Annotated in this window: 9 protein-coding genes (1 of these 9 running past the window's edge); all 9 read left to right on the forward strand. The window is 37.8% G+C overall.

The annotated features are described in order from the left end of the window. Positions 1-58: 58 nt before the first annotated feature. Complete coding sequence (gene trpE / locus KPL75_RS14425; RefSeq protein ID WP_219916805.1) at positions 59-1,456, forward strand: anthranilate synthase component I; 1,398 nt, start codon at positions 59-61, stop codon at positions 1,454-1,456. Between the two features lie 5 nt (positions 1,457-1,461). Continuing rightward, positions 1,462-2,049 (forward strand): aminodeoxychorismate/anthranilate synthase component II, encoded by a 588-nt coding sequence (gene pabA, locus KPL75_RS14430; protein WP_219916806.1) that lies wholly within the window; start codon positions 1,462-1,464, stop codon positions 2,047-2,049. Beyond that, positions 2,043-2,915 carry an aminodeoxychorismate lyase gene (gene pabC / locus KPL75_RS14435; protein WP_219916807.1) on the forward strand — a complete coding sequence of 291 codons (873 nt, stop codon included), beginning with the start codon at positions 2,043-2,045 and terminating at the stop codon, positions 2,913-2,915. The genes pabA and pabC overlap by 7 nt, the downstream gene beginning before the upstream one ends. Then, a complete protein-coding gene (gene folP / locus KPL75_RS14440; protein ID WP_219916808.1) occupies positions 2,890-3,750 on the forward strand; it encodes a dihydropteroate synthase in 861 nt (286 codons plus the stop codon). The genes pabC and folP overlap by 26 nt, the downstream gene beginning before the upstream one ends. Next, positions 3,751-4,113, forward strand: a complete 363-nt coding sequence (folB, locus tag KPL75_RS14445) for a dihydroneopterin aldolase (RefSeq protein ID WP_002113276.1) — start codon at positions 3,751-3,753, stop codon at positions 4,111-4,113. It abuts the gene before it with no gap. Continuing rightward, a complete protein-coding gene (gene folK, locus KPL75_RS14450) occupies positions 4,110-4,625 on the forward strand; it encodes a 2-amino-4-hydroxy-6-hydroxymethyldihydropteridine diphosphokinase (protein ID WP_002144510.1) in 516 nt (171 codons plus the stop codon). The genes folB and folK overlap by 4 nt, the downstream gene beginning before the upstream one ends. Next, complete coding sequence (locus tag KPL75_RS14455; protein WP_002009706.1) at positions 4,577-4,780, forward strand: helix-turn-helix domain-containing protein; 204 nt, start codon at positions 4,577-4,579, stop codon at positions 4,778-4,780. The genes folK and KPL75_RS14455 overlap by 49 nt, the downstream gene beginning before the upstream one ends. A 23-nt stretch (positions 4,781-4,803) precedes the next feature. After that, entirely contained in the window at positions 4,804-5,802 is a 999-nt protein-coding gene (gene dusB, locus KPL75_RS14460; protein ID WP_219916809.1) for a tRNA dihydrouridine synthase DusB, read from the forward strand. A 160-nt stretch (positions 5,803-5,962) separates the two neighbouring features. Continuing rightward, a protein-coding gene (gene lysS / locus KPL75_RS14465) for a lysine--tRNA ligase (protein WP_002144508.1) crosses the window boundary here: on the forward strand, positions 5,963-7,195 show its 5' portion. The gene runs 267 nt beyond the window's last position; 1,233 of the gene's 1,500 nt are visible here — the first part of the coding sequence; its start codon is at positions 5,963-5,965; its stop codon lies off the right edge, out of view.

The raw sequence follows: 7,195 nt of genomic DNA on the forward strand, positions 1-7,195 counted from the left end.
TTATGTAGTTTGAGTTGGTTGGCTTAAGAGGGTGGATAACAGAAGACGGGGTGTTGATATGCAACGAAGAAAATCTTTAGCGCTTTCTATTCCATATCAGTTAGATTTCTTTAAGCAATATAAATTTCTTTCTCAGGATAAGCAGCAACATATTTTGTTAGAAAGTGGACGTGGTGGTCGTTATAACATTGTTGGGCTGGATCCAGTAGCGGTAATTCAGGGTAAGAATGAGACGTTACATATAAGTGAAAGTGGTAAGGAAACAATAGAGCGAGGGAATCCATTAGATTTAATGCAAGCGTATATGGAGAAATGGAAAACGGATTATAATCCGGAGTACCCACCTTTTCAAGGTGGGGCAATTGGATACTTTAGTTATGATTGTATCCGTTATATTGAAAAACTTTCTTCTCTTGCGGAGGATGATATTAATATACCTGACATATTCTTTTTGTTATTTGATGAGGTGTTTGTGTATGATCAACAGGAGAAAGTATTATGGATTATTACGCATTATGTAGATGAGTGTGAAGAGGCAGAAGAACGATTAAATGAATGGAAGGGTCTTTGGATGAAAGAAGCCCCCGAATTGACTATGCCGTTTGAATCTCCTGAAAAGAAAAATGAAGCAGTCGCTTTTACGGAAGAGGGCTTTATGAAGGCCGTTGAACGTATTCAAGAATATATTGGAGCGGGTGATGTGTTTCAAGTAAACTTGTCGACAAGACAAGAAAGAACATTACAAACACATCCACTAGAAATATATACAAGTCTTCGTGAAATTAATCCATCTCCATATATGGGTTACTTGGAGTTTGGAGATTTTCAAATTGTTAGTGCTTCGCCTGAATTGCTAATTAAAAAGCAAGGGAAAAAAGTGAGTACAAGGCCAATTGCCGGTACGCGCTCTCGAGGAGCAAGTGAGCAAGAGGATGAGGAATTAGCGAAAGAATTAATTGAAAACGAAAAGGAAAGAGCAGAGCATGTAATGCTTGTGGATTTAGAACGAAATGACTTGGGCCGGGTTTGTAAATATGGCACTGTTGAAGTAGATGAATTTATGGTAATTGAAAAATACTCACACGTTATGCATATTGTTTCTAATGTGCGTGGTGAGGTGGAGGCAGATAAAGATGCTTTCGATTTGGTGAAGGCTGTATTTCCTGGTGGGACAATTACCGGTGCCCCGAAAATACGTACGATGGAAATTATTGAAGAATTAGAACCTGTTCGTCGAGGAATTTATACGGGTTCAATTGGTTGGATTGGTTATTCTGGAGATACGGAATTGAATATTGTAATCCGAACACTACTTGCTAAAGATGGACAAGCGCATGTGCAAGCTGGAGCGGGCATTGTAATTGATTCAAATCCAAAAAATGAATATAAAGAGTCGTTAAAAAAAGCAATCGCTTTATGGCGTGCAAAAGAAAGTAGCGAAGAAACGGTTAGGTGAGAGAAATGATATTAATGATTGATAATTATGATTCTTTTACATTTAATTTAGTGCAGTTTCTTGGAGAACTTGGACAAGAGCTTGTTGTTAAGCGTAATGATGAAGTGACTATTTCGGATATTGAGAATATGAAACCGGATTTTTTAATGATTTCGCCAGGTCCATGTAGTCCTAACGAGGCGGGAATCAGCATGGATGTTATTAAATATTTTGCAGGTAAGCTTCCGATTTTTGGGGTCTGTCTTGGACATCAATCAATTGCACAAGTATTTGGAGGGGATGTTGTCAGGGCAGAACGTTTGATGCATGGAAAAACATCCTTAATGCATCATGATGGGCAGACGATTTTTTCGGATATTCCAAATCCATTTACCGCGACACGTTATCACTCTCTTATCGTTAAAAAAGAGACGTTACCGAATTGTTTAGAGGTAACATCTTGGACTGAAGAAGGTGAAATTATGGCGCTTCGTCATAAAACGTTGCCGATTGAAGGGGTACAATTCCATCCGGAATCTATTATGACTTCTCACGGGAAAGAGTTGCTACAGAATTTCATTCGCAAATACAGCCCAAGTGTGACATCGTGTTAATTTACGTAAATGGCGCGTATGTAGAAGCGAGTGAAGCGAAAATTTCTCCGTATGACCATGGTTACCTATATGGGCTTGGGGTTTTTGAGACATTTCGTATTTATAATGGTCATCCCTTTTTATTGGATGATCATTATGAACGCTTAATGGATGCGCTTGATATATTGCAAATCAAATGGACAATGACAAAAGATGAAGTGATGCTTATTTTAAAGAATCTACTTGTTAAGAATGGGTTAAAGCATGCATATGTGCGCTTAAATGTATCGGCGGGTATAGATGAAATAGGATTACAAACGGAATTATATGAAGAACCGTCTGTTATTGTTTTTATAAAATCTTTAGCAGCTCCAGGGAATGTAGTGGAAAAAGAAGGAGTTATTTTAAAGCAAGTGAGAAATACACCAGAGGGTGCATTTCGCTTGAAGTCCCATCATTATTTAAATAATATTTTAGGGAAACGCGAAATTGGAAATGTTGTGAATAAGGAAGGCATTTTTCTTACCGAAACAGGTTATGTTGCAGAGGGTATTGTTTCGAATCTCTTTTTTGTTAAAGGAGATATTTTATATACTCCTTCATTAAAAACAGGGATTTTAAACGGAATCACTCGTGCGTTTATTATAAAGGTTGCTGAAGAGCTAGATATAGAAGTAAAGGAAGGTTTCTTTACAAAAGATGAATTGCTTTCAGCTGATGAAGTGTTCGTAACGAACTCTATTCAAGAGATTGTCCCCCTTTATCGTATAGAGGAGAAAGATTTCCCGGGTAAAGTGGGAGTGGTTACAAAAAGACTTATGGATCTTTATGGAGTGCAGAGAGAGAAATTGTGGAGCAGAAATGAATTGCGAAGAGGAGATGTGTAGTTTGAAGTGGGATTATGATTTGCGCTGCGGCGAATATACATTGAACTTAAATGAAAAGACATTAATTATGGGGATTTTAAATGTAACGCCAGATTCATTTTCTGATGGTGGGAGTTACAACGAAGTAGATGCTGCAGTACGACATGCGAAAGAAATGAAAAATGAAGGTGCTCATATTATTGATATTGGCGGCGAATCTACTCGACCAGGTTTCGCTAAAGTTTCAGTAGAAGAAGAAATAAAGCGAGTTGTTCCAATGATTCAGGCAGTGTCAAAAGAAGCAAAGATACCTATTTCTATTGATACGTATAAAGCTGAAGTTGCGAAACAAGCGATTGAAGCTGGTGCTCATATTATTAATGATATTTGGGGGGCGAAGGCGGAGCCGAAGATTGCTGAAGTTGCAGCTTATTATGATGTGCCTATTATCTTAATGCATAACCGAGATAATATGAACTACCGCAACTTAATGGCTGATATGATTGCTGATTTGTATGAAAGTATTAAAATTGCTAAAGATGCGGGCGTGCGAGATGAGAATATTATTTTAGACCCAGGTATTGGCTTTGCGAAAACACCTGAGCAAAATTTAGAAGCGATGCGTAATTTAGAGCAGTTAAATGTACTGGGTTACCCAGTTCTATTAGGTACTTCAAGAAAGTCCTTTATTGGCCATGTATTAGATTTACCAGTGGAGGAACGTCTTGAAGGAACGGGCGCTACCGTTTGTCTTGGTATTGAAAAGGGCTGTGAGTTTATCCGTGTTCATGATGTGAAAGAAATGGCGCGTATGGCTAAGATGATGGATGCAATGATTGGTAAGGGGGCAAAGTAATTGGATAAAATTTATATCCATGATATGGAGTTTTACGGTTATCATGGTGTATTCCCGGAAGAAAATAAATTGGGTCAGAGATTTAAAGTGGATTTAACGGTGGAGTTGGATTTAAAACGTGCAGGAGAAAGTGACGACTTAGAGCATTCTGTCAATTACGGGGAGCTTTTCGAACTATGTAGAAAAGTTGTTGAAGATAGAACGTATAAGCTTGTAGAAAGTATCGCTGAAAATATCGCTACAGATATATTGAAACAATATGAGAGTATTTCACAATGTACAATTAAGGTAATTAAACCAGATCCGCCGATACCGGGTCATTATCGTGCTGTAGCGGTAGAAATTACGAGAGAACGTCCATGAATAATATAGCGTACATTGCATTAGGTTCGAATATTGGTGAGCGTTATATTTATTTAACTGAAGCAATTCAGTTTTTAAATAAAAACCAGCATATCCAAGTCGATGATGTTTCGTCTGTATATGAAACTGATCCGGTTGGCTATACTGACCAAAATTGCTTTTTAAATTTAGTTATAAAAATTTCTACCAATTTATCACCGCAAGAATTATTGAAAGTAACACAAAAGGTAGAGAATGATTTAGGAAGAAAAAGGGAAATCAGATGGGGCCCGAGGACCATCGACCTTGACATTTTACTATATAATCAAGAAAATATTGAAGCAGAGAATCTTATTGTTCCGCATCCGCGGATGTTCGAAAGAGCTTTTGTTATCGTTCCGTTGTTAGAGATTAATCAAGATATAAAACAAAACATTTCACGTTCACAAGTAGAAGAAATGAAAAGGCGAGAGGGAGTAACGGTATGGAAGCAGAAAAATGGGGAAGACGCATTCGTGCTTTTCGAAAGCTAAAAGGCTATACGCAAGAAGGTTTTGCGAAAGAATTAGGGGTATCTGTATCGGTTTTAGGTGAAGTTGAGAGGGGCAATAGATCACCTTCCCAAGATTTTGTAGTAGAAGTCGCTAAAACATTAAACGTTTCAATAGACGAATTGATGCCAAAGTGACCGTAAAGGAAGGAGTAAGTCGGGTGTTAAAGATTGCAAATATTAAGATGAAAAATCCAGTTGTACTAGCACCGATGGCGGGAGTGTGTAACTCTGCATTCCGTTTGACAGTAAAAGAATTTGGTGCAGGTTTAGTTTGTGCTGAAATGGTAAGTGATAAGGCAATATTACTTAATAACAAAAGAACATTAGATATGTTATATATCGATGAGAGAGAAAAGCCATTAAGTTTACAAATTTTTGGTGGAGAGAAAGAAACTCTTGTAGATGCTGCGAAATACGTAGATAAATATACGACAGCAGACATTATTGATATTAATATGGGTTGCCCAGTACCGAAAATCACTAAGTGTGATGCGGGAGCAAAGTGGCTTTTAGATCCAAATAAAATATATGAGATGGTAGCGGCAGTTGTAGATGCAGTTGAAAAACCAGTTACAGTTAAAATGCGTATTGGTTGGGATGAAGATCATATTTTTGCAGTTGAAAACGCTAGAGCTGTTGAGCGTGCTGGTGGGCAAGCGGTAGCAGTTCATGGACGTACACGAGTACAAATGTATGAAGGGAAAGCGGATTGGGATATTATTAAACAAGTAAAGCAATCTGTGAATATCCCGGTTATCGGAAATGGTGATGTGGAAACACCGCAAGATGCAAAGCGTATGCTTGATGAAGTTGGTGTAGATGGAGTTATGATTGGTCGCGCTGCTCTTGGAGACCCGTGGATGATTTATCGTACGGTAAAGTATTTAGAGACAGGTGAATTAATGCCGGAACCAACAGTGCGTGAGAAAATTGATGTATGTATGTTGCATCTAGATCGTCTTATCGATTTAAAGAACGAAAATGTTGCTGTAAGAGAGATGAGAAAGCATGCGGCTTGGTATTTAAAAGGTGTTCGTGGTAATGCGGGTGTGCGTAATGGTATCAATACTTGCAACACGCGTGAAGACCTTGCGAATGTATTAGGTGCATTTGTAGAAGAAGTAGAAGCGAAACAACAAACAATTTACGTTGGTTAATAAGAGGGCGTAGAAGATTGACATTCTTCTACACACTTCCTATAATTACGTGAAAGAAAGAAGAACTGCCAGTTAGTTGCTGGCAGTTTTTCTAGTTGAGTAGAAAATGCTATACTGTATATATTGTAAAAATTAATAGAGCTGGAGTGATATCAATATCATGGATAACATGAACCACGAAGAATTAAACGACCAATTGCTTGTTCGTCGTGAAAAGCTACATAATTTACGTGAGCAAGGAATCGATCCGTTCGGTAAACGATTTGAACGCACAAATTCAACAACGGACCTAGTAAGTCTATATGGAGAATTCTCTAAAGAAGAATTAGAAGAGAAAGAAATCACTGTTTCTATCGCTGGTCGTATTATGACAAAACGCGGTAAAGGAAAAGCGGGATTTGCGCACATTCAAGATTTACAGGGGCAAGTTCAAATTTATGTTCGTAAAGATACTGTTGGAGATGAAGAGTACGAGTTATTTACGACAGCAGATTTAGGTGACTTAGTAGGTATTGAAGGTAAAGTGTTCAAAACAAATGTTGGAGAACTTTCAGTAAAAGCAACAGGATTTACACTTTTAACGAAATCTCTTCGTCCATTACCGGATAAATATCATGGATTAAAAGATGTTGAACAACGCTACCGTCAACGTTACTTAGATTTAATTACAAGTATGGAAAGTCGTGAAACGTTCGTTACCCGTAGTAAAATCATTCGTGAAATGAGAAGATATTTAGATGACAACGGTTATCTTGAAGTAGAAACGCCTATGATGCACGCGATTGCAGGTGGAGCGTCTGCTCGTCCTTTCACTACGCACCATAATGCGTTAGATATGGAATTATATATGCGTATCGCAATTGAACTTCATTTAAAACGTCTTATTGTGGGCGGATTAGAAAAAGTGTATGAAATCGGCCGTGTATTCCGTAATGAGGGCGTATCAACTCGTCATAACCCTGAGTTTACGATGATTGAATTATATGAAGCGTACGCTGATTATAATGATATTATGAAACTAACAGAAAATATGGTTGCTCATATCGCGAAAAAAGTATTGGGTACAACAACAATCCAATATGGTGATTATGAAATTAATCTAGAGCCAGAATGGACACGTCTTCATATGGTAGATGCAATTAAGCAATACTCTGGAGCTGACTTCTGGAAGACGATGAGTGTAGAAGAAGCGCGTGAACTTGCAAAAGAGCATAGTGTAGAAATTAAAGATACAATGGAAGTTGGTCATATTATTAATGAATTCTTCGAACAAAAAGTAGAAGATAAATTAATTCAACCGACATTTATTTACGGTCATCCTGTAGAGATTTCACCACTTGCGAAAAAGAATGATGAAGATCCACGATTCACAGATCGTTTCGAATTATTCATT

This window comes from Bacillus sp. NP247 (genome assembly GCF_018966865.1).
Taxonomy (GTDB): Bacteria; Bacillota; Bacilli; order Bacillales; family Bacillaceae_G; genus Bacillus_A.